Raw genomic sequence first — 23,989 nt, 5'->3', positions numbered from 1 at the left:
ACGATATGTTCACAAAGCAATCGCACCTGCGTGTGGCCGTCTTCGGTGCAGGTCGTATGGGCGCCATCCACGCCGCAACTCTGGTGCGGCGCTCCGATGCATGTCTTGCCGGTATCGTCGATGCGCATCTTCCGAGCGCCGAGCGGCTAGCTGCTGAACACGGTGTGCGTGTCCTTGAAGAGGATGCCGTGTTCGATGACGAAGATGTTGACGCGGTGGTCATAGCCAGTGCTGCGGATTCTCATCCACACCTGATCCTACGGAGTGTGGCCGCGCGCAAGGCGATCTTCTGCGAAAAGCCTTTGGCACGAGATCTGGAAGCCGTACAGTCGGTCGCAAAGGTGGTCGAGGCCACAAAGCTGCCTTTTCTGTTGGCGTTCAATCGCCGTTTCGATCCGGATTTCGTTGCGTTGGCCAGTCGTCTGCGCGGCGGCGAGATAGGTGCCGTCGAGCTTGCGATTCTCACAAGCCGCGATCCTTCTCCGCCGCCCATCGATTACGTCGTGAAGTCAGGTGGAGTTTTTCGAGAAACCACGATCCACGATATCGATGTCGCCCGATGGTTGACGGGTGAAGAGCCGATTTCGGTACACGCAACAGCGTCCGCCCTCACCACCGTGGCTATGAAGGAAGCCAAATTGCCGGACACGGTCGTTGTGACGATGACGATGCCATCCGGTGCTATTGTCTCCATCAACAATTCCTGGCGCGCCGCCTATGGCTACGACCAGCGAGTGGAAGTTCTGGGAGAGCTGGGTATGTTGAAACTTGCTAATCGCCTACAGAACGGCGTTACCCAAATGGGTGCTTCGGGTACCTGGAAATCCAATCCTGAGCCGTTTTTCCTTGAGCGCTACGCCAACGCATACAATGCCGAGCTAGATTATTTCATCAGTGCTCTATGGGAGGGCCGCACAATCTCTCCGGGCGTAGCCGACGGAGTGAAAGCGCTGCAGATCGCTTACGCGGCTGAACAATCTGCACGCACAGGGCAAACCGTGACTCTGGGCTGACATTCAGAAACGAAAGGACATCCAATATGAAAGTTGCACTCGTGACAGGCGCGTCACGCGGTCTCGGAGCGGTGATGGCGCAGGAATTGGCCTCTGCGGGTTGGGCTGTCGCAGTCAATTACGCAAGTGACACCGCCGGAGCAGAATCGGTGGCCGCCAAGATCCGTGACGGCGGCGGAAGAGCACACGCAGCCAGGTTTAGCGTCATCGATCAGTCTGAGATCACGAGGGGCATCGAGGAAATTAAGAACTCGCTTGGCCCCGTGGATCTTATCGTCAACAACGCAACGGGACCGCAGCCGGAGATGCCGCTGATGGAGCAGTCCTGGCGCACTTATCTTGATCAGCTTGAATTTTTCGTCAAAGCGCCGCTTGAAATGCTCCAAGCAGTGCTGCCCGACTGGAGGGAACGCAAAGCCGGCCGGGTAATTAATATTGGCTCAGAGATCGCTGAGCTCGGAAATCCCTATTTTGGCAATTACGCCTCGGCTAAGGGTGCGATGCTTTCCATGACCCGCTCTTGGGCAAAGGAACTTGCGCCAGAAGGCATTACGGTGAACCTTGTTGCGCCAGGTTGGATCCCGGTCGAAAGGCACGCAGAATCACCGAAAGAGCGGATCGACTGGTATCTGGACCGTACGCCGGCCGGGCACTTCGGGACTCCCGCGGACATCGCTCACATGGTCGTCTTCCTCGCATCCGAGAAAGCTGACTTCATCACAGGGCAGAAGCTCGCGGTCAATGGCGGCCGGACACTGCTCTGAGTTACTAGAAACCCGATAGTGGGAGTAAAAACCTTGAAAGCACCATTGAAGTTCGGCGTTGTTGGCTGCGAGACGGTGAGCTTGCGTGGACTGATTCCGCATCTCGCCCAGGATGACATAGCCGATCGCGTCCAGTTGACGGCCCTGTGTGATCCGATCTCTGACCGGGTAGAGCATGCGGCACACGAGTATGGCGTGCCACATGCATTCAGTTCATTTGACGACTTTCTGGAAAGAGGCGACGTCGATGCTATTACGATTGCGTCGCCTATTGGCCTCCATTTCGAACAGGGTATGAAGGCCCTGAACGCGGGCAAGCATGTTCATTTTAACAAAACAATGTCGGTCACAACCTAGGAATCCGATAAACTGATAGAACTGGCGGGGACGAAGGATCTGAGAATTGTTTCTTCACCGGGTGAGATGCTGCGGCCACACAACGTCGCTGTTAAGAAGATGATCGAAGAACATGTTATCGGCGATGTCACCTGGGCAATCGCGGGCGCAGCATTTGAGTCCTAGCATGAAGACGAGCCTGAGCGCGATCTTGGCAAAGGCCTGACACCGATTGATCCTAGGGTGGTGGCCCGCTCTTCGATATGACAGTCTACGCCTTGCATGGCATGACCGGAATTTTTGGGCCTGCCCGCGCCGTGACAGCACTTTCGGGCGTAAGGATTCCAGAAAGACGGTTTGTCGAGCGGGTTATTCCCACTGAAGCCGACGACAATACCTTGCTGCTGCTTGATTTTGGTAGTGGCCTGTTCGCGAAGGTCTATGGGACGGCAGCTGGTGCAGTAAAACACTCACTGGATTTCAGCGGCACCTATTTCGGAACGCAGGGCAAGATCGAGGGACTTAAGCTCAACGGCGAGTATTTCGATTATCCAGGCCGTGAGATTGCAGTAACTGCACCGGATGGCGGCACACAGCCAGGCTTTGGAGGAAACGAATGGATCCTGCCGAATGTTGAGGGTGTCCACCGGACTATCGGCGAACAGCACGTATTTGCTGACCTCATGCAACTTGTTGATTGGGTTCGCGAAGGGAAACGTAGCGTGGCAACGGCCGAACACGCGCGTCACGTGGTGGAGATAATCGAGGCGGCCTATAAGTCCGCTGCCACAGGGCAACGACAGACCCTTCAAACATCATTCTGACAAGCGGCGCCTCTGGCGCCGTTTGAATAGCAAGGCATAGCGATTATTTGCCGCCCGGCGCGTAGCAGCCGACCGAGTTCACTGGAATGTTGCGGTGTCCGAGGACGACGCCCGGCAAGGTCTCGACTTCGACGTCGCGAAGCGCAGCCTTCTGGTGTTCGGCGAAGCGCCGCACCTGGTCCTGCGCGAAACGGATGGCGGCGAGATCCTGTGCAGGGACCTCGCCGATCAGCCGCTCGATGTCCTGCTCGGAAAGACGGAAGTTTTCGGGCGACCAGCGGTCGAATTTCTCCGACAGGTCACGGACCGCCAGATCGCCTCGTCTCTCGATGTCGCTTAGAATGCCCTCGACCGTCGCACGCACCTTGGCATCGTCCTCGGCGCGGGCGTCTGCAGCCTTGCCGGATTTGAGAAATTTGCTCATCTCTTTCCTTTCAGGCCGCATCGGGGCGATGCGGCGTCGTTGGGGGGCTTAGTTGCCCATTATCTCGACCCGGTTTCCCGCCGGGTCGTTCAAAAATACGAAGCGGAGCCCGTAGGGCGAATGCGATGGACCGACGACCGGCCGGATGCCCAGATCCGCCAACCGCCCCAGATCCGCATCGAGATTGTCCGACTGGAATGCGACGTGCTTCACACCGGTTCGCCGGAGATCGTCGGGAAGCGGCAGCGGAACGGAGCGGGTCGTCGTATTCGACCAGACGAGCTCAACGGCGGTCCCCTCGCAGGAGGACCAGCAGCCTGCCATCGGGCAGTTCCGCCCGTTGCGCCTCCCGCAAGCCGAAGAACCCGTAGAAGGCGAGGCCTGCGGCGAGATCGTCGACGGCGACCGCGACATGGTGATGCCGGCGATCATCGGCGCGACCGAGCGAAGGCGTCGAGCGCGACCGCGGCAACCACGATCGTTCCCTTGATGACGAGCTGGTAGTTGGAATCGACCGCCAGACTGTCGAGAAGATTGGTCAGCACCGCAACGATCATGAGGCCGATGGCGCTTCGCCAGACGGATCCCTCGCCGCCCATCAGTGACGTGCCGCCGATGACCACCACGGCGATGGAATCGAGCGCCATCGACGTGCCGATATCCGCTTGCCCTATGGAAAGGCGCGAGGCGATGATCATGCCGCCGAGCGCGGCGCACACGCCGCAAATGACATATGTCGAAGTACGCAGCATCGCTGTGGGAAGCCCGGCGAGGCGAGCCGCCTCGTCATTGCCGCCGATCGCGTAGAGGGAGCGGCCGTAGACGGTACGCGCCAGCACGAGCTCGCCGACGACGAGCACCGCAGCGAGGATCCAGATGCTGATCGGCACGTCGAGGAAACTCCCGCGGCCGATCATGGCGAAGGTCTTGTCGGAGACCACGAAAGGCGAGGAATTCGAGTAGAGCAAGGCGAGACCGCTGAAGACCGAGGTGGTGCCGAGCGTTGCCACGAACGGATTGACGTTGATACGCGTGATGATCGTCCCGTTGATCAGGCCGGCCACAAGGCCGATGAGTAGCGTCACCGCGCCGGCCCACCATAGGGACCATCCGGCAACTGCAAGGCTTGCAAAAACGGTCGCGCCGGCAGCGTAGCTCGCGCCAACCGAGAGATCGAAACCACGGGTGATCATGACGAGCGTCATGCCGACCGCTACGATGCCGAGCGGCGCGTTCTGGCTCAGAATATTCTTGATGTTTTGCGGATCGAGAAAACGTGGATACAGGAACTGGCTGACGGCGACCAGGACGACAAGCACGATAATCAGCCCGTAACGTAGCGCGATGTCGACGAAGTGCCTGCGGCCAGTTGCGATGGGCTGAGCAGCGATTGCGAGAGAGTCAGTCATGATGGTGCCTTTCCACGCCGAAGGCGCTGTTCAGGACAAGATGGACGGAGAGTTCGGCGCGGTTCGAATCGATGTGATCGACAAGCCGACCTTCGGCGAGCACGACCACTCGATCGGCAAGCGCGCAGATCTCTTCAAGCTCGGAGGAAACGATGATGACGGCGAGGCCCTGGTCCGCGAAGGCGCGGAGGGAATTGAGGATCTCGGACTTTGCACCCACGTCGATACCGCGCGTGGGTTCGTCCACAAGCAGGATCTTCGGCCGTTCATAGGCCCAGCGCGCCAGCAGCACTTTCTGCTGGTTGCCGCCGGAAAGCGTTCCGACCGGCGCCGCCAACCTGCGCGGGTCGAAGCCGAAGGCGCGCGTGGCGACGGCTGAACGATCGGTCATATACCGGTTGTTGATGAGCCCAAACGGGGCGACGGCGCCGAAATTGGGAAGCGTCACGTTGTCGGCGGCCGGTAGACCGAGCACGAGCCCCTGATGCTTACGATCCTCCGGCACAAGGGCGATGCCGAGCCGCCGCGCCGCCCGTGGCGTGCGTGGCCATTCAACGGCCTTGCCGCCGATCTCCATGGAGCCGCTGGATTGCGGCTCGAGGCCGGCCACGGCCCTCAGCAGACTACTGCGCCCCGAGCCAACGAGACCGCCGATACCCAACACTTCCCCTGCCCTGACGCTGAACCCGATGCCTTCGATCGCGCCCGGCAGAGAACAGCCGAGAACGCTGAGGGCGGGCGGGCCGCCGAGCGGCCGGGCGGCGGGGCGGCGATGATAGATGTCGCCCATGTCCTCGCCCAGCATCGCGGCAACGAGCCGCGATTTGGTCCAATCCGGTCTTGGACGCGTTTCGATGAGGCGGCCATTGCGGAAGACGCTGATGGCGTCGGAAATGTCGAGCACCTCGTCGAGGTTGTGGGAGACATAAATCAGCGTATGTCCCGCCGCACGAAGATCCCGCATCACCTTGAAGAGGGCCTCCCGCTCCGGCGGCGCGAGCGCGGTCGTAGGCTCATCGAACAGGATGATGCGTGCATTCGCCTCAAGCGCGCGCAGGATCTCGAGCGTCTGCTGGTCGGCGACCGACAGGCTGCGGGCCTCCGCCTCGGCAGATATCGTCACGCCGAGGCGGGCGGTCAGTTCATGGAACCGGCGGCGCATGGCCGCCTCGGCCAATAGGCCCCGGCGTGCATAGGTCTGGCCAAGGAAAACGTTGGCAACGGCGGAGAGCGCGGGAACGATGGTCAGCTCCTGGTAGATGGCGACCACGCCGGCTGCGCGGGCCCGGCGCGGATCGCCGAGTTCTACCCTGCTGCCGCCGATCTCGATGTCGCCGCCGCTCGCAGCGATGCGGCCGGCGAGAATGCCCAGCGTGGTCGACTTTCCCGCGCCGTTCTGGCCGACAAGCGCGTGAATTTTCCCAGCCTCAACGTCCAGCGTGACCGGTTTCAGTGCCTCCACCATTCCGAACGACTTGCGCACACCGCGCAGGCGTATGGCCGGTGGTCTTTGTGCTGCAAGCGTGCTCATGTCCGTTCCTCCTCCGTGGCCCTCATGAAATCACGGTGATTCCGGTGTGTACTGGGCGACGTTGTCGCGGGTGACAAGACCCACTTTTCCAGCCTCCTGACCCGGGATCAGTGCATGACCGTCGTTGAGGATCACTCGGGGTACCTTCTTGCCGGCCCGCGCATCGAGGATGGCCTGAGCGGCAGCCTCGGCGGCCGTCTGCCGGTAAAAGCCGGTCGTTGCCTGGATCGCGCCCGACTTCAGCGCTTCCACCGACCATTCGGTACCGCCCGCCTCGTAGACCTTCACCTGGCCCTGTTTGCCTGCGGCTTCCAGTGCAGGAACAGCGCCCTTCGACATGTTGGTGTAGGCGCCGACCATGATGCTGAGGTCCGGATTGGCCTGCAGCATGGTTTGCGTTTTCATCTGATTGTCGGGCGGCGAGTAGTCGGTGCGATGGAGGGCGACCACTTCGAAGTCCGGATACTCTTTCTTGATCTCGTCGAGCGCCTTGTCGAAGGACACAGTGATCGGGTGCAGGTTGGGACCGGTCAGGATGCCAACCTTCTGGCGACCGGGATTGTCGGCCGCCGCCTTTTCCATAATGGCCTTGAACGCGCCGGGCGTCTCGTTGCCGCCGACATAGGTCAGCGTTCCGGGAGACCAGAGATCTTCGCCCTCCATCGACGAGCGGCCGCAGGCGGTTCCGGTGGCATGGGCGACCAGAACGTTTTCAGCCGGCGCCCGCTTCGTCACCATGTCGCAGACCTGGCTTCCTTCTACGGGTACGACGATCCAGGCGTTGTAGCCGTTGAAAAGGGCCGTCTCCATCTGGTTGATCTGGCGCGCCACGTCGAAGCGGGCATCGAAGACGTCATAGGAAAAGCCGTATTTCGCGGCCATTTTTTCCACGCCGGTGATGGTCGACTGCACCGCGCTGTTCGTGCCGATCTCGATGAACAGTGCGAGCTTCAGCGGCTGTTCGGTATCGATGACGACGGGCTTGTCCAGGCCGACATCGACCTTGATCTCTTCGGCCGAGGCCGAGCCGGCTGCTAAGAGGAAGGCGGCAATTGCTGCGTGTTTCATCTCATTCTCCCTGGATATGCGCCGTCAGGCTGCTGCCCCACTCGGCCACAGGCACCATCCATTGCACGATGCGGTCGGCGAGCAGCCCCGGCAGGCCCTCTTCATAGGTTTTGCGGTAGGGTTTCTGCGGCTCCTCCCGGAGCCAGCGCTCCCTGGTTCCCGACCAGATCTCGTAGAGGACGAGCCGGTCGGCGTGGTTCAGATCGTCATGCACAATCGTGTTGACGAAGTGCGGTTCCTTGCTCATCGCGCGCACCAGCGCGAACAGGTGCTCGCGAAAGGCCTCCTTACGCCCCGGCATGGGATCGAAGGCCACGATGAGGACGATTTGATCGGTGGTGTTGGTCATCGCGGCCTCACGGGGACTGAGGAACGTACTGGTCGACATTGGCGACCGTGACGATTCCGACCTGGCCGGGCGACTGTCCGGGGATCAGCGCATGGCCGTCGTTCATGACGGCGCGTGGCACGGGCTCGCCGTTGAAGGCCTTGACGAGCATTTCGACGGCGGTTTCGGCGGCAGTGCCGCGGTAGTATCCGGTAGTGGCGGCGATGGCGCCGGACTTCAGCGCATCGACCGACCACACCGTACCGCCTGCTTCGTAGAGACGAATCTTGCCTTGTAATCCCGCCGCCTCCAGCGCCGGGACTGCGCCCTTCGACATATTGGTGTAGACACCGATGATAGCGTCGAGATCTGGCGTTGCCTGCAGAGTGGTCTGCACCTTCTGTTGGTTCATTTCCGGCGAATAGTCGGTGCGATGGGTGGCAGCCAGCGTCACCTGCGGGTTCTCGGCAAGGAATTTCTTGAGTGCCTTGTCGAAGGCGAGCGTGATCGGGTGCAACGGCTGACCGGTCAGCACGGCGATCTTCTGCGGTCCGGGATGGTCGATCACCGCCTGCTGCATCACGCGCTCGAAGGAGTTCGGGCTTTCGTTCCCACCGATATAGGTGAGTGTGCCAGGCGACCACATCGCTTCGCCCTCGTTGATCGAACGGCCGCAGATCGCCATCGTGACCACCGCCACCGGAATGCCGGCCTTCGGCGCCTCGCTGGCGGCCATGTTGCACACCTGCTCGCCCTCGATCGCCGCGACGATCCAGGCGTCATAGCCGCCGATCAGCGCATTCTGCATCTGGTTCACCTGCCGGCCGATGTCGAAACGCGCATCAAAGACATCGACAGTGATGCTGTGCAGCGCTGCGGCCTCCTGAGCGCCTGTCACCGTCGACTGGACAGCGGTGTTGGTTCCCATCTCGATGAAGAGCGCGATGCGCTTCAATGCGCCTTTCTGCACGACGATCGGCTTGTCGGTCCCAACGTCGATCGAGACATCCTCTGCGGCTGCGGGAGCCGCCAGTGCGGCGAGCAGGCTGGCGATTGACAGGGAGCTCTTCAGTGATTTGAATTTTCTCATGTTTAACCTCCTCCTTTGATCTTATTGAGCGGTGTAACCGCCGTCGGCCGCGACATCGGCACCCGTCACGAAGGCGGATGCATCCGAAGCGAGAAAGGCCACGACCCTTGCGATTTCCTCCGGCAGCGCCTGCCGGCCGATCGGATGTGCCTGAACCAGGCGGCGCACATAACCGTCCGGATCATCGCTCTCCGCCTGCGCGCGAAGCGTCAGCTCCGTGCGCGTCGAACCTGGCAGCACGCAGTTCGAGCGGATTTTCCGGTCCGCATAGGTGATGGCATCGCACTTCGACAGAAGCTGCAGCGCCGCCTTGGTCGCGTGATAAAGCGGGATGTCGGCACTGCCGATCACACCGTTGATCGACGAGACATTGACGATGACGCCTTCCGCATCGCGTTCGAGGCAGCGGGCAATGAACTGCCCGCCGCATAGAAACGCGCCCTTCACGTTGACGGCGAAGACATGATCGAAGTCCTCGGCAGAGGCGAGATGTGTCGGTCGGCCTGTCCCGGCGATCGCAGCGCAATTCACCAGAATATCGAACGCGCCGTCGAGGCTCGTGGTGAGCGTATCGAACATGCGCTGCACATCGGTCTCGTCGGTGATGTCGGCCGCGCAGAAGACGGCTCCGGAAGCGAGATCAACCTCCGGCGCGACCAGATCCGTCACGCCGATCGCGGCGCCAAGGTCCAGGAACTCGTCCACGATGGCGCGACCGATGCCGCCGGAGCCGCCGGTGACAAGCGCCCGCCTGCCGGCAAGCGACATCATCGAATGGACCGGCACGTTGTAAACGATGGAGGCGCCGACGGTGCTCATTCGACCTCCGGTTGATAGGACGCCACGTTGGCGGAATCGATCAGATAGGGATCGGTTGGAGGCGTGCCGTCGACCAGCGGCTCTCCGAGATCGCCGATGGCACGCGGAAGGTTCTCACCCTTCCTGGCGCGGTCGATCGCCATCACGGCGTTGTAGGCGTTGGAACCTAGCCGGTTGGCGCTCGACAGCTTTACAGCGCCTTCCATGATCGCCCCCGCGGCCCATGCGGTGGCGCCGTTGTCGTATATTTTCGCCTTATCGATTAAGCCCGCCTGCTCGAGCACCGGGACCAGGCCCTTCGCAAGGTTGGAAAAAGCGGTGTAATAAAGGGTGATGTCCGGATTGGCCTGCACCATCGGCGCTGCCTTCTCCAAGGCTGAGGGCGTCGAGTAGTCGGTTCGCGCGACAGCAACCACTTCGACGTCGGGATACTTGGCCTCGAACATCCGCAGCGCTGCCTCGTGGTTCTTGGTGATCGGGTTGAGTTCCGGGCCAGTGATGACACCGAGCTTCTGTGGGCCTGGATTCTCTCGCCCCATGCGATCGAGGACCTGGAAAAAGGCCTTCGGCGTTTCTGCCCCGCCGACATAGGCGAGCGTACCCGGCGACCAGAGCGCCTCGCCTTCGTTCGCACCTCGCCCACAGATCGACAGAACGGAGATCACGACTACAATCCCTTTGGCGGGTGCGTCCTTCGTCGCGATCTCGCACATGGTATTGCCTTCGACGGCCTTCAGAACCCATGCGTCGTAGCCCCTGGTCAGCGCGTTCTGAAGCTGGTTCAGCTGCGTGACAGCGTCGAACTTCCCGTCGAAGACGTCGATCTGCCAACCGAGCTCCGTGGCCGCCCGTGTTGCCCCGTCGATACTGGCCTGCATTGCTGAATTGTTCGCGCCTTCGGAAAAAAAGGCGATCTTCAATGGCCCTTCAGTTTTGAGCGGCACCGTGATGCCGTCGCCGACATCGATCCTGACCTCCTGCGCCCGCACACTGCCCGGCAAAATTGCCATCGACACCAGAAGGGCCGCAAAATAGTTCCTCAGTTTCATTCTCTCCTCCCTATGTTTTGTTTTTCGATCACTGAGCGGTGTAGCCGCCATCGACTGGGATATCTGCGCCGGTGACAAAGGAGGCGAGATCGGACGCCAGGAACGCGATGACCCTTGCGATCTCGACCGGTTCGGCCTGCCGCTTCATCGGATGTGCAGCGATCAGATTACGGACATAGGCCTCGCCCTCCGGACTCGCCTTCATGGCCGCGACCGTCATGTCCGTGCGGGTCGACCCCAGGATGATTGCGTTTGACCGGATGCCCTTCTCGGCATAGGTGACGGCGTCGCATTTCGACAGAAGACGAACGGCCGCCTTGGTGCCGTGATAGAGTGGAATATCCGCGTTCCCGACGACGCCGTAGGTCGATGAGATATTGACAATGCTGCCGGGGCGACCGGTCGCAAGCAGTCCGGCGATGACGTGCTTGGTACACAGGAACGTGCCCTTGACGTTGATCGCGAAGACGCGGTCAAAATCCTCCGACGTTGCCTCGTGGGTGGGCGCGCCGGTACCAGCTATGGCTGCCGCATTGACGAGCACATCGGGCAGGCCGAGCACCTCCACGACAGTCGCCACGGCCGCGCGGACGGCGCCTTCATCGGTAATATCCACTTTGCGGTAGAAATCGATGCCCTGCGGACCGTCCTCCTTCATGTCGAAGACCGCGACCTTTGCTCCCTCCTGAGCAAAGAGAGAGGCAACGGCCGAGCCGACGCCGCCTGCTCCTCCCGTTACTATCGCTGTTTTTCCGTCAAGAATTCCCATTGGTGACCTCCCCTTGGCGCATCGATTCCATGATCGTCCGCTGATTGCCGATCGCCGCCATCAGCGTCAGTCCCCCATCGACGAACAGCGTTGTGCCTGTCGTAAATCTCGCCTCCGGAGCCAGCAGATAGGCGATCGCGCCGGCCATTTCGCCCGGTGTGCCGGGGCGGCCGAGCGGTGTTTCGGGCCGGCGCCGACCCATGATGTCCTCGCCTTCGGCCACACCGATCATCGGGGTCGCGGTTTCTCCCGGACCTACGGCATTCACGCGGATGCCATGCGGCGCAAGATCGAGCGCCATGCATTTGGTCAGCATGCCAATGCCCGCCTTGGATGTGCAGTAGGCGGCCCCTCCCAGAAGTGGCACCGCCTCGTGCACCGATGAGACGTTGACGATCCGGCCCGGCGTTTTCGTCTCGATCATGTGGCGGGCGATGAGTTGGCCGGCCAGGAAACTGCCCGTCAGGTTGACGTCGATCACGCCGCGCCAATCGGCGAGGCTGATGTCGGTGAAACTCGCAAGGGCCAAGGTGCCGGCATTGTTGACGAAGGCAGCAACGCCCCGAAAGGCTTCGATCAGTCCGCCCAACGCCCGCTCTATGCTTGCGGGATCGCCAAGCGACATCTGTCGCACTTCTGCGCGGCCTCCCGCGGCGCGCACCCGGCGTGCCGTCTCCTCGCCTGCCGCCTCGTTGGACCCGAAGGTCAGGCCGACATCATAGCCGAACTCAGCCAGATGGACCGCGGTGGCGCGGCCGATGCCGGAGCTCGCGCCGGTGACGATGACCACTTCACGCTTGCTCATGACCTGCCTCCGATGCCGGCAAGCAGGGCGGCCGTATCCCAATAGAAAGGACGCAGCTCGACGATGCGGTTGTTGCGGACGCGGAAGAATTGCATCAATGGCCAGTCGACGGCCTGCCCGGTCGCACGCACCGTGGCATGAACATGGGAGCGGCTGACGATGACCTCATCGCCCGACGGATAGAACTGCGGATCGCGCACTTCCAGGTGCGACCAGACCCTGCCGAAGGCCTCCATCCACGCCCGAAAACCTTCCGGACCGCGCCATTCGCCGCCATAGGGAAGAGTGGCCGGCTGATAAAGCACGCAGCCCGGATCCAGTGTCTCCGCAATCGGCCCGAAATCGCCGCCGCCGGGCGCGAGGTAGACCGTCTCTGCAGCGTAGAACCGCTTCAGGGTTGCGAAAGCGGGATTGTCACCGCTCATGGTGCTTCTCTGCGGCTCGCTGCTTCTGTCTCGATTTGCGCACGTCACCTCCAAATCCTCCTTTTGCTTCTCAATGGGCGGTCCAGCCGCCGTCGATCAGAAGGCTCGTGCCGGTGATCATGCCGGCGGCGTCCGACGCCAGGAAAACGGCAGCCGCCGCCACGTCCTCCGGCCGGCCCATGCGTCCCATGGGAATGTTGGTTAGCACCTGCGAACGAAAGGTCGGATCGGCGAACATCGGCGCGGTCATCGGCGTCTCGATGAATGTCGGCGCGATCGACACGACCCGGATGGCGCGGGGCGCAAGCTCGATCGCCAGTGCTTTCGTGAACCCCTCGATGGCGTGCTTCGTCGCGCAGTAGACCGTCCGGTTTTCGGCCCCGACGTGCCCCATCTGCGACCCGACGTTCAATATCGCTCCCCCGGCACGTATGTGCGGCAGCAGCGACTGGGTTGCGAAAAAGGTGCCCCGCAAGTTGAGGTTCACGAGCAAGTCGAAATCCTGCACTGTGACCGCTTCAAAGGGTCCAGGGCGGTTCGTGCCAGAATTGTTGACCAGCACGTCAACCGGGCCGATACCGTTCATGGCGCTGCTGATCACGGCCGGATCGGTCAGATCCACCGCCAGAGGCGCAGAGCCGAGTTCATCGGCAAGCGTTTCAAGCGCTTCACCGCCGCGTGCGACGGGAATGACGTCGGCTCCCGCCGCGGCGAAGGCCACGGCCATCGCGCGCCCGAGGCCGCCGGTTGCGCCGGTCAGCACGATCCTTTTGCCAATAAGAGGCCTTGGCGCTGCTGTCGCAGCACCTTCAACGCGGTTTTCCACTATCAGACCTTTCTGTTTATGCCGTTCGAGGTCAGGCCTCGTGATTCACGCCGAAATCGGCTGGAGGCTTCGGCCCCCACACATAAAATGCATCCTCGTCGTCATGGTCTGCGGCCGACCAGTCGATGTTTTTCGGTATGAAGTCCATGTCGCAGGAGTACTCGGCATAGCTTCCCCACGGGTCACGCACGTAGTGGAAGTAGTTCGACCCAAGCACGTGGCGGCCGACACCCCACCCTTGCGAGAAGCCGCGGTCCGCCATGCACATTGCCCCGAGACCTACATGATGGACGCTCGGCACGTCCCAGCTCGTGTGGTGAATGCCGGGCGCATGCGACCGCACGAAGGCGACCATGTGGTGGTCGCTGCCATGACGGCCGTGCAGGAATGCGATGTTGGAGCCGGCCCGATCCGAGAGGCCGAGGCCGAGAACACGCGTGTAGAAATCGACGGCGCGGTCGACATCGGATGTGAAAAGCAGGATGTGGGACATGCGGGAAGGCATCACGAGCCCGGCGGCGGAACGTTTCGGAGCCCCGGCGATCCCGGCAGGCGAGGAGTTCATCACGCCGTGGGACTTCTGATCCGGCGAGCTTTTGGCTGCGACCTTCAGCTCGACCAACGTTCCCTCGAAGTCCCTCAGCCAGATACCGTTGGATTCAAGGCCCGGAGGCGCGTCGGTCTCGAGGACGCCATTGGACTTCAAGTGGCGCTTGAAGCGCTCCAGATCCTCTTCATAGATGCCGAAGCTAAGATAGGAGAGCGCTTTCTTCGGCCCTTCCGTCAGCCTGGCCCACACATGGTCGTTGCCCTCGGTCCGCAGTTCCAATGCGCCGCCGCGTTCTCGCGTCACGAGGCCGAACGCACGGTGAAACTCCTCCGCTTTATCCAGATCAGGCACGCCGAAGCTGAACGTGTCGAGCGAATGGGCGCCAAGAAGTCCGTTCACCGCCTCTGCGCCGATCTGTCCTCTGTTTGCGGTCATCTGGGGCCTCCCCTCCCTTTTCGATCAACTGGCCGCGCGCTGGAGCGGCTCGTCGACAACAGGATTCCTGAGTGTTCCGATCGACTGGATCTCGACCTCCACCACATCGCCGGCCCGCATGTAGAGACGCGGGTTACGCGCATGGCCAATGCCGGACGGCGTTCCCGTGACGATGAGATCGCCGGGCTCGAGGGTGATCGCTTCCGAAATGGTCGATACCAGCGTCGCGACATCGAAGATCAGCTGATCGGTGTTCGACGCCTGCACCACCTCGCCGTTGAGGCGCGTCTCGATGCGGAGACCCGCCGCGCCGCGCGGCAATTCATCGGCCGTCACGAACCAGGGGCCGAACGAGCCCGTCCCGTCGAAATTCTTGCCAAGCGTCCACTGAGGGGTCCGGTGCTGGAATTCGCGAATGGATGCATCGTTGAAAATCGAGTAGCCGGCGACGTGATCGAGCGCGTCATGCTTGGAAATATGCCGGCCGCGGCGTCCTATGACGGCAACCAACTCTCCTTCGAAATCGAGGGTCTCGGACACGAAGGGCCGCACGATCGGTTCTCCCGCCGCAATCAGGCTGGATGTGAACCGGGGAAACAGGGTTGGATGGTCGGGCTGTTTGTAGCCGCTCTCCTCCGTATGATCAGCGTAATTCAGGCCCACGCAGACGATCTTGCCCGGTCGGAGGATGGGCGGAAGCAGGTCGACATTGGCGAGATCGACTATCGGTTCACGCGAAAGTCGGTCGCCCGCAAGCCAGAGGGCCTCGCCTCCCTGCTCAATCCAGGCCTGAATGGAACCTGCATAGGTAGTTCCTGCATCAGCCGCCCCGCGCCATTCCCCGTTTGATAAAACCGCGACTCCGGTCTGATTTCCTTGCGTGTAGGCTAGAAAGCGCATGTTTTCCTCCATTTGTGAGTTAGAGATACTCCCACAAATCTGACATTGTCAACGCAATAATATATTTTTATATTCGTAATGCGTTTTCGTCCCGAGGGGCTATATGTTGGCTATGGACCATCAGAAGCAAAATAACGCGGCTCTGGTTCGCCGCACGTTGAGACAACGGATTCTTCGCTGCGAGCTGCAGCCAGGCGAACGGATCGTCATTAACGATGTCTGCGAGGAGTTCGGCGTTAGCCTTGGCGCTGTCCGCGAAGCTCTTTCAGGTCTGGAAGGTGAAGGGTTGCTGCATGCATACGCCAAGCGTGGATTTCAGGTAACGGGCGTATCTCTAGAGGATATGTTCGACCTCACGCAGGCGCGGATCGAAGTCGAATGCGCCTGTCTTCGCCTCTCCATCGCGCAGGGCGATCTCGCCTGGGAAAGTCAAGTCGTGGCAGCGCTTTACCGACTGAACGGAACGCCGCGGGAGCAGCGTGGATCCGACGACGAAATGTCGGCGGCATGGAGTGAAGCCCATGCGAACTTCCACGTCGCGCTGGTCGCCGGGTGCCGAAACCAGACCCTGCTCGGTATCCGGCAGACCTTATTCGACCGCGCTGAGCGTTATCGCAGGCTGTCCATACCGGTCGATGCGGATCACCGCGACGTTGCGGCGGAACATGACGCTCTGGCGCAGGCCGCCCTTCAGAGAGATCCGGAAAATGCATGCCGGCTGATGGAAACGCATCTGTCACGCACCGCGATGCTCATCAGCGAGGCCGCCGGCCGGCGGCTGGATGGCGGCGGCGAGGAACCTATCAAGATGGTTCCGAGTGACGCTTCCTGAACGCTCGCTTCTTGGCCTTGTTGCCGCAGCCGCGCCCCTCTGTTGAGCACCAGATCCGGTTGTTTCCGCGACTGTTGTCGAGGAAGAACATGTTGCATGTCGGATCGTTGCATTGCTTGACACGGGGAAGCAGGCCTTCCGACACCAGCAGAAGCGCGTCGCGCGCGACGGAGGCGAGCGCGGCCTGAGCCGGAGCAACGGCGCGGCGCGAGACAGTATATCCGTCATCTGCCAGTTCCATCCAGGGAATGGGACGACGCGACGTATCGTTGATCGCGCGGATCACATTGGCAGGCGGCCTGATCTCGGCAGTGACATCCGAGAAGAAGCTCCGCAATATTCGCCGGAACTCCACCGCATCCTCGACATCCGTCACTGAAACGAGTGGTTCGCGATCGAGAATTCCCGAGGCTGCGATCCACCGGGAATAGGATGTGGGAGTGCCAATTCGCTCAATATCCCTATGCCCGACCTCGCCGATCGTCGAAAGAAAATCGAGGCACAGCCGATGGGATGTAAAGCGAAACGCAAGATCGCCTTCGGAAAATTCATGTCGCATAGGAACCACCTTAGTCAGTTCCGTATATAGCGATTGTCGTGGCATATTGCGAGGAGGAACGAATTCTGGGCAAACATGAATCGTTCCTTCCAGCGTGCGGTGCCATTATCATCAGCGGCAGCAAACCGGGTTGGATAAAAACCCGACAAGCTGATACAAAACACATAAGATTCCTTCAACGGACAGCATATTTTGTCAGCTAGTCTGCTTAGAAAAACAAAGGAAGAACAAAGTCTTGAGTTTGGAAGGTCACCTGTCCGACCAAAAATCGCTCCGGGCTGTGACCGGCAATACCGCAAATTGGGCCGAGTTGGCGAAAGACTGCATTGCCTTTGCCAATGCCGCCGGCGGAACTCTGAAGATCGGAATTGAAGATGGTCACGAGCTGCCCCCTGCAGAACAACGTGTTCAATCTGATCTGCCGGATTTGCTGCGGCGAAAGCTTGCGGAAAGAACCGTGAATGTAATCGGCCTGCCAAACATCGTAACGGCGATCAACGGCGGCCAGTACATTGAGCTTACAGTTCCGAGATCTCTTGCCGTCGCGTCAACGACCGACGGTCGCTACTACCTTCGTGTGGCCGACCAAAGCAAACCGGTCACCGGCGATGATGTCATGCGATTGGCATCCGAACGCGCCGCACTGCCATGGGAAACGCAGATTTCGTTGCAGATCCCTCGATCCGAACTGGACGCGGTAAAGGTCGATGCTATCGTTACGGGACTACGAGCGTCTGATCGCGTCAAGTCCTCGGTGAAGGAAAAGACGCCGAACGAGCTGCTGGACCACTACTTGTTGGCTCAAGGCGAGTATCTCACCAATCTCGGTGTCCTTTGTGTCGGAAAGCAGTTTCGGAGGGCACAGCTGATAACAGCGCCGGTGCTCCAGTTCATCAAGTTCGACGATCATGGGCAGAAGGTCAATAAGATCGTCTGGGATGATCACGCCCTCAACCCTATGGAACTGGTAGAAGCCGTTTGGCAGGAAGTTCCCGACTTCAAAGAGTCCTACGAATTGCCCGATGGTCTCTTCCGGCAGAATGTCCCAGCATTCGACGAAGTTGTAGTTCGCGAATTGCTAGTCAACGCGCTCGTCCATAGGCCCTATACGCAGCGGGGAGACATTTTCCTCAATCTCCATCCGGATCGATTGGAAGTCGTCAATCCCGGGCTGCTCCCTCTAGGAGTTACTCCACAGAACGTGCTTCATACGACGGTACGACGCAATGAACACTTGGCTCGGCTTTTCCACGACCTCAAGCTTATGGAAAGAGAGGGAAGCGGATACGACAAAGTCTATGAGGTGCTACTTTCACAGGGCCGGCCGGCACCGGAACTGGTTGAGCAACATGACCGAGTGCAGGTCACCATTCGCCGTCGCATATTGAAGCCGGAAATCATCGACTTCATCGCCAAGGCTGACGACACATACCAACTCACTCAACGGGAGCGTATTGCGCTTGGCCTTCTCGCCCAACATGATGCGTTGACGGCGCGTGAGCTTGCTGCCCAAATTGAACTTCCTTCGATCGATGCACTTCAGCCCTGGATCAAGCGACTTCTGGAATGGCAACTCGTCAGGAGCGCCGGCCGCACGCAAGCCACGCGTTATTTTGTGGATCCAGAAATGCTCCGGCGTCACGACTTCATCGGAGGGACCACTCTCAAACGTATAGAGCCACACAGGCTTTTCGCGCTCATTGTCGAAGATGTCGGTCGCTACCCACAATCAAAGATCGGCGATATCCATAAGCGAGTTGGCTCTGAGATCCCAAGGTCGCGGATCCGCCGAAGCGTTGAGCAACTGGTGAAAGATGGGCGATTGATATCCAGCGGGATTCGCAGCGGCACGCGTTACAGCATTCCATGAGTTTGGCTCAAACTAGAGCTTATCAGTCTCACTCGAACCAAAGCTCTGAGCCAAACTGAGGGAAAATGCCCGGTAAACCTATGAGAATTATGATTTCTTCCTTTGGCTCATCTTCCTTGGCTGAGCCAAATTCTGAGCTAAACACCTTGCACGGATTTGAACGTCGGACCGGCCGATTATGGCATGCTGTTCCGGTTGATACATTATGTGATCTTTGGAGCCCGAAACGAGATCGTTCAGTTGTTGACTCGCCGGGCATAGTGTCTAGAAAACAAAGGCGAAGTTGCCGCGGTTCAAGCTCCTACTCCGATGCAGTCGACTTGATGCGAACTGCGTCCTCTTGTGCCACATGGGCTTCGAGTACTCGGTTTAAGGCGTCGAACTGGAATGGCGATCGTGGCCCCTGCGACGAGCGTATCGATCGACAATTGCGGAATCCCGCGAAGCCCGGACCGCCAGCGGCAATGAACATCCCGCCAAAGAGCAGGCCTGCGCACCCCCCGCCGTATCGTATGCCGTTGATTGGCAATTTTCTCGCTACGAACAGCTCTCGGCCAGTCGAGGAACGGTGCAAATGGCGGGCCCAGCAGTTTCCTACCTGCGCGCCATCAGGCGCGCCTGTTGCGGCCCGTGGCATGGTCATAAATTTGTCGCGAACGTCATCCGAATGGCGTCGCCCTGGGACCTGTTCTGAGCAAAAACATCATGCTGCCACGAAGCGTACCCGCCTCGGGCTGCGGCGCGCAGAGGGCAGGATTAAATTAACCTCCCCAGCGCAGCGCCGCGGTGTCGACCGGCGCGTCCCACAGCGAAAGCTCTCGTTCCGCAAGACGCGCGACGGTGATTGACAGCCCCGCCATGTCCAAAGAGGTCACGTAGGTCCCGACCAGCGGCCGGGCGATCGTAAGGCCGAGGCGCTCGCACTGCGCTTTCGCAGAATTGTATACGAGGTAAAGCTCCGATGCCGGTGTACCACCGTAGCCGTTGATGAACATAAGGAGATTTTCATCACGTTCCGATGCCAACTCGCCTAAGATTGCCTCCAGCATGGTTTCCACAATTTCGTCGGCGGTGGCGAACTTGACCCGTGCGCGTCCCGGCTCTCCATGGATGCCTACCCCGATCTCCATTTCATCCTCAGGGAGAACGAAGGTCTCCCGCTCCGTGTCGGGCACGGTAACACCACGCAGCGAAACCCCCATCGTGCGGATGCGACCGTTCAGGCTCTCGCCGAGCGCGCTCAGTTCATCGAGCCGCCAGCCGGCCTCCGCCGCCGCCCCGAGCAGCTTCTCCATCACAACGGTTCCTGCAACTCCTCTCCTGCCTTGGCTGCGCTTCGACCCGCCGGGATCGACGTCGTCGCGCACCACGACGGTGGCGATCCGGTGCTCCGCCGCGACGAGTTCGGCGGCCATCTCGAAATTCATGACATCGCCGTCATAGTTCTTAACGATGAGCAGACATCCCTCGCCCCGGTCCGTTTCCCGGATCGCGGCAACAATCTGGTCTGGCGTTGGAGAAGTGAAGACATGCCCGGTACACGCGGCATCCAGCATACCTCTCCCAACAAAGCCGACATGCATCGGCTCGTGCCCGGCACCGCCGCCCGAGATGAGCGAGACCTTGCCCGGCCGAAGGCTGCGCCGGCGAACGAACTTCCCGTCGGCTCCGAAGGTCACCAGCCGTTCGTGGGCCGACACAAGGCCCGCCAGGCTCTCAGCAACCAACGTCTCGGCTCGGTTCATGAATTTCTTCATCCTGCCCTTCCCACGACGCCGTGCTCTCCTGCCTCGCGCAAATCGCCGCCCGATCCGACACGAATGCAGAGGGCTCTGCCGGAGGCAGCGACATACTGAAACACATCACAACCCTCTAATCCATCGTTCCGACCAGTTTCGCCATATTCCGGACGAGTTCTGCTATCGCCTCGTCGAACAGGCGGTTCTTCTTTTCGTCGCCCAGATCGGGAACGATCAGCGAGAGCTGGCGCAGCTTTTGCGCACTTCCGAAATCCGGCAGCTTGCCGGGGTGCGCTGACTGATAGGCCTGAAGAAAGCGTTCCTGCTCGCCCAGGCTAAAATGGCAGACGCGGAAGATCGCCGCGAGGTGGCGCGCCGGCAGCGGGGTCGAATAGGCCGGACTCGTCACCTGAGTGACGAAGCTGCGATGCTTGCCGAGTGCTTCTGCGAGCCGCTGACGGGTTCCTGACGGCCGATTGTCGATAATCTGCGCCAGGATCGTCTTGTAAGCGATGATGGGGTCTTCAACCGTCTCGCGCGACATTCATTTCATCTCCGCCGCGGCCCGGCCGTCCGAGTAAAAGCCGCCGATTGTGGATCGTATGTCAGTCACGCGATTGGGGGCCACGGAGAAGTGGCGAAGGCCCGCGGCCATGAGCGCCGGTATATGTCGGGGGTCGGAGGCCATCTCGCCGCAAATCCCGATCGGCTTTTTCATCGCCTCGGCATGCCCGACGCCTTGCGCGATCACCCTCAGCACCGCTGACGTGGCGGCGTCGTAAAGTGCGGCCACGGATTGGTCGTCTCGTGCGGCGGCCATCAGATATTGCGCCAGGTCATTCGTGCCGAAGGAAAAAAAAGCCGAGTGCGAAAAGCGCTCGAGCATCAGCGCCGCCGCCGGAACCTCCACCATCATACCGATCTCCGGCATGCGCGTCTCCACCCCGTGCCTGAACAGATCGGCACGCTCCTCTTCGAAGTAGGTCCGCATCGCGTCGAGCTCGTCCGGCACCGTCACCATCGGCAAGAGGACGCCTAGATCGCCGTGCACGGCGGCGCGCAACAGCGCGCGCACCTGGGCGCGGGCAAGCGCCGGCCGTGCCAGGAGCAGCCGGATGCCTCTAAGGCCCAGGAAGGATTCACTCTTCCTGTCCCCCATGCCCGGCAATGTCTTTTCACCGCCTAGATCGAGCATGCGCACGATCGCCGGCGCGTCGCCGGCCCATTCCAGTGCTTGCCGGTAGATGTCGTAATGCCTTTGCTCGTCGACGGCATCCGCGGGCGAAGCCACCAGAAATTCGGTCCGCATCAGACCGATGCCGGCGAAGGAAGCGGGATCAACGGCCTTGAGCTCCGCTGGATCGTTGATGATGGCGGACAGCCGGATCGCAACGCCGTCGGCGGTTTCGACCACACCGCCGGCGCGGCGCGCGGCGATCGGGGTTGCTTCAGCTCTTGCCGGTTTCGCCTGGCGAACATGCGAGTCGTCGGGCGCAACAACGACTCGGCCGTTGTTCGCATCAATGAGCACGCGTGCGCCGTCAGCCACTTCGAACTGCCCCGTCGCCACGACCATGGGCACACAGCGGCCACGCGCAAGCATTGCCACGTGGCTTGAAACGCTGCCTTCAAAGAGGACGATTCCGCCGCCGGCGGTCCAGTCATGCGCAAGGAAGCGGCTTGGCTCAAGGTCCTTGCCGACGAAGACCGAACCCGGCGCGAAACCGTCCAGAGGGCGACCCGTGAGCGCGCTCATGACGCGATTGCGGATATCGACGATGTCGACCGCGCGGGCGCGCAGCTGCTCATCGGGCGCCTCCTTGATACCGGCGATATATTCGTCCAGGGCCCCGATCCAAGCGAGAGCGGCGCCATCGCCGGCGACGATCCGGTCCTCGGCCATTTCGGCGAGAGCCGGATCGAGCAGCATCTCGATCTGGAAACCGAGGATGCCGGCGCTCTCCTCGTCCGACCGGTCCGCGAGCGCCTGGAGCTCCGCAAGGGCGGTAGCGACGGCCTGCCGCAGCTTGTCGCGCTCCGCGGCCACGGTGTCGGGCAGCGCAAGCACCTCTGCCGTGACATCGGTGGCGCGATGGACCGGTCCGAGCCCCACGCCCGGAGAGGCGGCGGTTCCGGCGATTTCAAGCGCTTCGGCCATGCTTCTTTGCTTCATCGAAGTCGCGCTCGACAAGCGCCTTGAGGGCATGGATCGCTTCGGCGGCCCGTAAACCTCGGGCGCGGATTTTAAGCATCGAGCCCCTGCGAATCTTTGCCCCCATGATCTTGACGATGCTCTTACCGTTCAGCCAGACGTGGCTGTCGTTGACCTCGATCTCAACGCTGCAGGGAAACGACTTTGCGAGCCGCGTGAAGATGACCGACGGACGAGCATGCAGCCCGAAGCCGTGAGTCACCTCGATCTCCGCCTTGTAGTAACCGTGCGTATCGACTGCTTCCGGCGCTTCCCGTCGCGACCTGTTATCCATCACGGCGACAGCTCCTGCGCGGTCGCCACGACGCGGGCGAGAACCGCACCGCCCGATGCTTCAGCGGCGGCCATCACAGCCCCCTCGACCAGAGGCGCGTCGCAAATGATCACTTTTCCAGAACGCGGCTCGCCGAGCATTTCGATCGCCATTTCGCTATTGGTCTCCGCCCCGCCCAGATCGACGAAGACGGCGACCCCCGCATCCGACCAGGCCCGTTCGATCGCTGCCAATATGCCGGCTGCATGCGTACCGAGACCACCTACGGCGTTTCCGCCCGACCAGGCGAGCGGCACGCAATCGCCGACCATCTGGCGCACCATGTCGGCGGCGCCCTCCGCTACGAGCGGAGAATGTGAGACGATGACGATGCCGACATTTGCAGATTTCGGAATCATGCCGGACATTGCTCCTCCAAGAAACGACAGATCGCTGCCGTCAGCAGCGCACAACTCTTCGCGCCCGGATCGACATGCCCGATCGACCGGTCGCCGAGAAACGCGGCACGCCCGCGCATCGCCCTCATGCCGAAAGTGAGGCTTGCCGCCCTTTCCGCCTGCTCGGAAATACCTGCCAGTCCCGCGCGCCTTACCACTTCGGCATGCACAGGGTAAAGCACGTCGAGCAGAGTCTTGTCGCCGGGGCTTGCGCGGCCGCGCCGGGCGACGGCATCGATGGCATGCTCGAGCGCGCGTGCGAAGTCTTGCTGGCCGTTCGCACCGCCCAACTGGCGGCCGATCGCGATCAGCAGCGTCCCGTAGAGCGGACCGGCCGCGCCGCCAACGCTCATGACGAGCGTCAAGCCGATCTCCTCCAAGGCTTTCGGCAGGGCAAGCTCTGCGAGCCGGTTTCGCTCGGCATAGACCGCCTCCAACCCGCGCCGCATATTGATGCCGTGGTCTCCGTCGCCGATCGCCCTGTCGAGCTCCGACAGGTGATCGGCATTGGCGGCGATCGCCTCGCGGCAGACCTCGATCAACCCGCCTATAAGCGCTGCATTTGCCAGCACGACCAACACCTTTTACCAACCCTCGCTCGATCTTACTCGCGATCGGCCGCCATCGTTAGAGCATGTGCTAAAGGCACGTTTGCATTCTAAAGGGTTCGTGCTGTCGTCATCCCCAAACCGGTGCACAGT

The 23,989-nt window shown here is 61.1% G+C and carries 27 protein-coding genes and 1 pseudogene; 6 read left to right on the top strand and 22 right to left on the bottom strand.

What is annotated here, in order from left to right; genetic code table 11:
• The first annotated feature begins 5 nt into the window (after positions 1–5).
• From iolG to NGR_RS32765, 4 genes are all read left to right on the top strand, one after another.
• Positions 6–1,013, top strand: coding sequence for an inositol 2-dehydrogenase (iolG, locus tag NGR_RS02130; RefSeq protein WP_012706497.1), 1,008 nt, complete (start codon positions 6–8; stop codon positions 1,011–1,013).
• A 26-nt stretch (positions 1,014–1,039) separates the two neighbouring features.
• On the top strand, positions 1,040–1,777 hold the full coding sequence (locus tag NGR_RS02125; RefSeq protein WP_012706496.1) for an SDR family oxidoreductase: 738 nt from the start codon (positions 1,040–1,042) through the stop codon (positions 1,775–1,777).
• Positions 1,778–1,810: 33 nt separating this feature from the next.
• Positions 1,811–2,134 (top strand): Gfo/Idh/MocA family protein, encoded by a 324-nt coding sequence (locus NGR_RS32770; RefSeq protein WP_012706495.1) that lies wholly within the window; start codon positions 1,811–1,813, stop codon positions 2,132–2,134.
• Between the two features lie 242 nt (positions 2,135–2,376).
• Positions 2,377–2,937 carry a Gfo/Idh/MocA family oxidoreductase gene (locus NGR_RS32765; protein ID WP_012706494.1) on the top strand — a complete coding sequence of 187 codons (561 nt, stop codon included), beginning with the start codon at positions 2,377–2,379 and terminating at the stop codon, positions 2,935–2,937.
• A gap of 46 nt (positions 2,938–2,983) precedes the next feature.
• On the opposite strand, the pseudogene NGR_RS02115 reads toward NGR_RS32765, so the two are convergent.
• From NGR_RS02115 to NGR_RS02045, 15 genes and pseudogenes are all read right to left on the bottom strand, one after another.
• Positions 2,984–3,361: pseudogene (locus tag NGR_RS02115) on the bottom strand (histidinol dehydrogenase); the annotation flags it as partial.
• Between the two features lie 48 nt (positions 3,362–3,409).
• A complete protein-coding gene (locus NGR_RS02110; protein ID WP_164923812.1) occupies positions 3,410–3,685 on the bottom strand; it encodes a VOC family protein in 276 nt (91 codons plus the stop codon).
• 104 nt (positions 3,686–3,789) lie between these two features.
• Positions 3,790–4,770 carry an ABC transporter permease gene (locus NGR_RS02105; protein WP_012706491.1) on the bottom strand — a complete coding sequence of 327 codons (981 nt, stop codon included), beginning with the start codon at positions 4,768–4,770 and terminating at the stop codon, positions 3,790–3,792.
• A complete protein-coding gene (locus NGR_RS02100; protein WP_012706490.1) occupies positions 4,763–6,301 on the bottom strand; it encodes a sugar ABC transporter ATP-binding protein in 1,539 nt (512 codons plus the stop codon). The genes NGR_RS02105 and NGR_RS02100 overlap by 8 nt, the downstream gene beginning before the upstream one ends.
• Before the next feature lie 30 nt (positions 6,302–6,331).
• Positions 6,332–7,369, bottom strand: a complete 1,038-nt coding sequence (locus tag NGR_RS02095) for a sugar ABC transporter substrate-binding protein (protein WP_012706489.1) — start codon at positions 7,367–7,369, stop codon at positions 6,332–6,334.
• Between the two features lies 1 nt (position 7,370).
• Complete coding sequence (locus NGR_RS02090; protein ID WP_012706488.1) at positions 7,371–7,718, bottom strand: putative quinol monooxygenase; 348 nt, start codon at positions 7,716–7,718, stop codon at positions 7,371–7,373.
• A 7-nt stretch (positions 7,719–7,725) separates the two neighbouring features.
• Positions 7,726–8,787: a sugar ABC transporter substrate-binding protein gene (locus NGR_RS02085; protein WP_012706487.1), complete on the bottom strand. Its 1,062-nt coding sequence runs from the start codon at positions 8,785–8,787 to the stop codon at positions 7,726–7,728.
• 21 nt (positions 8,788–8,808) lie between these two features.
• Complete coding sequence (locus tag NGR_RS02080; RefSeq protein WP_012706486.1) at positions 8,809–9,606, bottom strand: SDR family NAD(P)-dependent oxidoreductase; 798 nt, start codon at positions 9,604–9,606, stop codon at positions 8,809–8,811.
• Entirely contained in the window at positions 9,603–10,733 is a 1,131-nt protein-coding gene (locus NGR_RS02075; protein WP_164923811.1) for a sugar ABC transporter substrate-binding protein, read from the bottom strand. Before NGR_RS02075 ends, NGR_RS02080 begins: the two co-directional genes overlap by 4 nt.
• Entirely contained in the window at positions 10,684–11,424 is a 741-nt protein-coding gene (locus tag NGR_RS02070; RefSeq protein ID WP_012706484.1) for an SDR family NAD(P)-dependent oxidoreductase, read from the bottom strand. The genes NGR_RS02075 and NGR_RS02070 overlap by 50 nt, the downstream gene beginning before the upstream one ends.
• Complete coding sequence (locus NGR_RS02065) at positions 11,411–12,229, bottom strand: SDR family oxidoreductase (RefSeq protein WP_012706483.1); 819 nt, start codon at positions 12,227–12,229, stop codon at positions 11,411–11,413. The genes NGR_RS02070 and NGR_RS02065 overlap by 14 nt, the downstream gene beginning before the upstream one ends.
• Positions 12,226–12,654 (bottom strand): nuclear transport factor 2 family protein, encoded by a 429-nt coding sequence (locus NGR_RS02060; protein WP_164923810.1) that lies wholly within the window; start codon positions 12,652–12,654, stop codon positions 12,226–12,228. Before NGR_RS02060 ends, NGR_RS02065 begins: the two co-directional genes overlap by 4 nt.
• Before the next feature lie 70 nt (positions 12,655–12,724).
• Positions 12,725–13,417, bottom strand: coding sequence for an SDR family NAD(P)-dependent oxidoreductase (locus NGR_RS02055; RefSeq protein WP_240545095.1), 693 nt, complete (start codon positions 13,415–13,417; stop codon positions 12,725–12,727).
• A 94-nt stretch (positions 13,418–13,511) separates the two neighbouring features.
• Positions 13,512–14,465 carry a VOC family protein gene (locus tag NGR_RS02050; protein ID WP_012706480.1) on the bottom strand — a complete coding sequence of 318 codons (954 nt, stop codon included), beginning with the start codon at positions 14,463–14,465 and terminating at the stop codon, positions 13,512–13,514.
• Between the two features lie 24 nt (positions 14,466–14,489).
• Complete coding sequence (locus NGR_RS02045; protein WP_012706479.1) at positions 14,490–15,365, bottom strand: fumarylacetoacetate hydrolase family protein; 876 nt, start codon at positions 15,363–15,365, stop codon at positions 14,490–14,492.
• A gap of 103 nt (positions 15,366–15,468) precedes the next feature.
• Between NGR_RS02045 and NGR_RS02040 the strand changes: the two genes are divergently transcribed.
• Positions 15,469–16,197, top strand: a complete 729-nt coding sequence (locus tag NGR_RS02040) for a GntR family transcriptional regulator (RefSeq protein WP_012706478.1) — start codon at positions 15,469–15,471, stop codon at positions 16,195–16,197.
• On the opposite strand, the gene NGR_RS02035 is transcribed toward NGR_RS02040, so the two are convergent.
• On the bottom strand, positions 16,169–16,801 hold the full coding sequence (locus NGR_RS02035; protein ID WP_164923809.1) for a CGNR zinc finger domain-containing protein: 633 nt from the start codon (positions 16,799–16,801) through the stop codon (positions 16,169–16,171). The two genes, NGR_RS02040 and NGR_RS02035, sit on opposite strands and share 29 nt — an antisense overlap.
• 190 nt (positions 16,802–16,991) lie before the next feature.
• Here NGR_RS02035 and NGR_RS02030 point away from each other — a divergent pair, with 190 nt between their 5' ends.
• Complete coding sequence (locus NGR_RS02030; RefSeq protein WP_012706476.1) at positions 16,992–18,626, top strand: ATP-binding protein; 1,635 nt, start codon at positions 16,992–16,994, stop codon at positions 18,624–18,626.
• Between the two features lie 761 nt (positions 18,627–19,387).
• Here NGR_RS02030 and dhaK read toward each other — a convergent pair.
• The 6 genes from dhaK to dhaL all read right to left on the bottom strand — a co-directional run bounded on the left by dhaK (position 19,388) and on the right by dhaL (position 23,866).
• Positions 19,388–20,383, bottom strand: coding sequence for a dihydroxyacetone kinase subunit DhaK (gene dhaK, locus NGR_RS02025; RefSeq protein WP_012706475.1), 996 nt, complete (start codon positions 20,381–20,383; stop codon positions 19,388–19,390).
• Positions 20,384–20,498: 115 nt separating this feature from the next.
• On the bottom strand, positions 20,499–20,909 hold the full coding sequence (locus NGR_RS02020; protein ID WP_012706474.1) for a hypothetical protein: 411 nt from the start codon (positions 20,907–20,909) through the stop codon (positions 20,499–20,501).
• Complete coding sequence (locus NGR_RS02015; RefSeq protein ID WP_012706473.1) at positions 20,910–22,523, bottom strand: putative PEP-binding protein; 1,614 nt, start codon at positions 22,521–22,523, stop codon at positions 20,910–20,912.
• A complete protein-coding gene (locus tag NGR_RS02010) occupies positions 22,507–22,851 on the bottom strand; it encodes an HPr family phosphocarrier protein (protein WP_012706472.1) in 345 nt (114 codons plus the stop codon). The genes NGR_RS02015 and NGR_RS02010 overlap by 17 nt, the downstream gene beginning before the upstream one ends.
• Complete coding sequence (dhaM, locus tag NGR_RS02005; RefSeq protein WP_164924038.1) at positions 22,851–23,249, bottom strand: dihydroxyacetone kinase phosphoryl donor subunit DhaM; 399 nt, start codon at positions 23,247–23,249, stop codon at positions 22,851–22,853. Before dhaM ends, NGR_RS02010 begins: the two co-directional genes overlap by 1 nt.
• The gene (gene dhaL, locus NGR_RS02000; protein ID WP_432654016.1) at positions 23,246–23,866 is read right to left on the bottom strand and encodes a dihydroxyacetone kinase subunit DhaL; all 621 of its coding nucleotides are present in this window, start codon (positions 23,864–23,866) and stop codon (positions 23,246–23,248) included. Before dhaL ends, dhaM begins: the two co-directional genes overlap by 4 nt.
• Positions 23,867–23,989: the final 123 nt, after the last annotated feature.

The sequence above is a fragment of the Sinorhizobium fredii NGR234 genome (assembly GCF_000018545.1).
Classification (GTDB): domain Bacteria; phylum Pseudomonadota; class Alphaproteobacteria; order Rhizobiales; family Rhizobiaceae; genus Sinorhizobium; species Sinorhizobium fredii_A.
Note: the sequence above shows the minus strand (reverse complement) of the source record. Positions and strands in the feature narration are given on the sequence as shown.

Coding starts and splice junctions, on each gene's coding strand:
- NGR_RS02125 (WP_012706496.1), top strand. CDS start 1,040: ATGAAAGTTGCACTCGTGACAGGCGCGTCACGCGGTCTCGGAGCGGTG.
- dhaK (WP_012706475.1), bottom strand. CDS start 20,383: ATGAAGAAATTCATGAACCGAGCCGAGACGTTGGTTGCTGAGAGCCTG.
- iolG (WP_012706497.1), top strand. CDS start 6: ATGTTCACAAAGCAATCGCACCTGCGTGTGGCCGTCTTCGGTGCAGGT.
- NGR_RS02085 (WP_012706487.1), bottom strand. CDS start 8,787: ATGAGAAAATTCAAATCACTGAAGAGCTCCCTGTCAATCGCCAGCCTG.
- NGR_RS02110 (WP_164923812.1), bottom strand. CDS start 3,685: ATGGCAGGCTGCTGGTCCTCCTGCGAGGGGACCGCCGTTGAGCTCGTC.
- NGR_RS02010 (WP_012706472.1), bottom strand. CDS start 22,851: ATGGATAACAGGTCGCGACGGGAAGCGCCGGAAGCAGTCGATACGCAC.
- NGR_RS02090 (WP_012706488.1), bottom strand. CDS start 7,718: ATGACCAACACCACCGATCAAATCGTCCTCATCGTGGCCTTCGATCCC.
- NGR_RS02095 (WP_012706489.1), bottom strand. CDS start 7,369: ATGAAACACGCAGCAATTGCCGCCTTCCTCTTAGCAGCCGGCTCGGCC.
- NGR_RS02065 (WP_012706483.1), bottom strand. CDS start 12,229: ATGAGCAAGCGTGAAGTGGTCATCGTCACCGGCGCGAGCTCCGGCATC.
- NGR_RS02100 (WP_012706490.1), bottom strand. CDS start 6,301: ATGAGCACGCTTGCAGCACAAAGACCACCGGCCATACGCCTGCGCGGT.
- NGR_RS02040 (WP_012706478.1), top strand. CDS start 15,469: ATGTTGGCTATGGACCATCAGAAGCAAAATAACGCGGCTCTGGTTCGC.
- NGR_RS02105 (WP_012706491.1), bottom strand. CDS start 4,770: ATGACTGACTCTCTCGCAATCGCTGCTCAGCCCATCGCAACTGGCCGC.
- NGR_RS02050 (WP_012706480.1), bottom strand. CDS start 14,465: ATGACCGCAAACAGAGGACAGATCGGCGCAGAGGCGGTGAACGGACTT.
- NGR_RS02015 (WP_012706473.1), bottom strand. CDS start 22,523: ATGGCCGAAGCGCTTGAAATCGCCGGAACCGCCGCCTCTCCGGGCGTG.
- NGR_RS02070 (WP_012706484.1), bottom strand. CDS start 11,424: ATGGGAATTCTTGACGGAAAAACAGCGATAGTAACGGGAGGAGCAGGC.
- NGR_RS02060 (WP_164923810.1), bottom strand. CDS start 12,654: ATGAGCGGTGACAATCCCGCTTTCGCAACCCTGAAGCGGTTCTACGCT.
- NGR_RS02020 (WP_012706474.1), bottom strand. CDS start 20,909: ATGTCGCGCGAGACGGTTGAAGACCCCATCATCGCTTACAAGACGATC.
- dhaM (WP_164924038.1), bottom strand. CDS start 23,249: ATGATTCCGAAATCTGCAAATGTCGGCATCGTCATCGTCTCACATTCT.
- NGR_RS02080 (WP_012706486.1), bottom strand. CDS start 9,606: ATGAGCACCGTCGGCGCCTCCATCGTTTACAACGTGCCGGTCCATTCG.
- NGR_RS32765 (WP_012706494.1), top strand. CDS start 2,377: ATGACAGTCTACGCCTTGCATGGCATGACCGGAATTTTTGGGCCTGCC.
- NGR_RS02045 (WP_012706479.1), bottom strand. CDS start 15,365: ATGCGCTTTCTAGCCTACACGCAAGGAAATCAGACCGGAGTCGCGGTT.
- NGR_RS02035 (WP_164923809.1), bottom strand. CDS start 16,801: ATGCCACGACAATCGCTATATACGGAACTGACTAAGGTGGTTCCTATG.